This window comes from Shewanella sp. SR43-4 (genome assembly GCF_014163845.1).
In the GTDB taxonomy this organism is placed as follows: Bacteria; Pseudomonadota; Gammaproteobacteria; order Enterobacterales; family Shewanellaceae; genus Shewanella; species Shewanella vesiculosa.
Window position 1 is genome coordinate 1 of record NZ_JACJEB010000070.1, and the last position, 244, is coordinate 244.

The 244-nt window shown below is 45.9% G+C and carries 2 tRNA genes; both read left to right on the top strand.

Annotation, left to right across the window (positions count from 1 at the left end):
* The first annotated feature begins 6 nt into the window (after positions 1 to 6).
* Positions 7 to 82: transfer RNA gene (locus H5123_RS20440), tRNA-Met, on the top strand.
* A gap of 46 nt (positions 83 to 128) precedes the next feature.
* Positions 129 to 204 (top strand) — tRNA-Met (locus H5123_RS20445).
* The last annotated feature ends 40 nt before the right edge of the window (positions 205 to 244 follow it).

Sequence of the window (244 nt, forward strand, 5' to 3'; positions counted from 1 at the left end):
ATCGGACGCGGGATGGAGCAGTTGGTAGCTCGTCGGGCTCATAACCCGAAGGTCGTAGGTTCAAGTCCTACTCCCGCAACCATTTCTTTAATCAATAGAATAAAAACAATTGATAGCGTTTTATCGGACGCGGGATGGAGCAGTTGGTAGCTCGTCGGGCTCATAACCCGAAGGTCGTAGGTTCAAGTCCTACTCCCGCAACCATTTCTTTAATCAATAGAATAAAAACAATTGATAGCGTTTT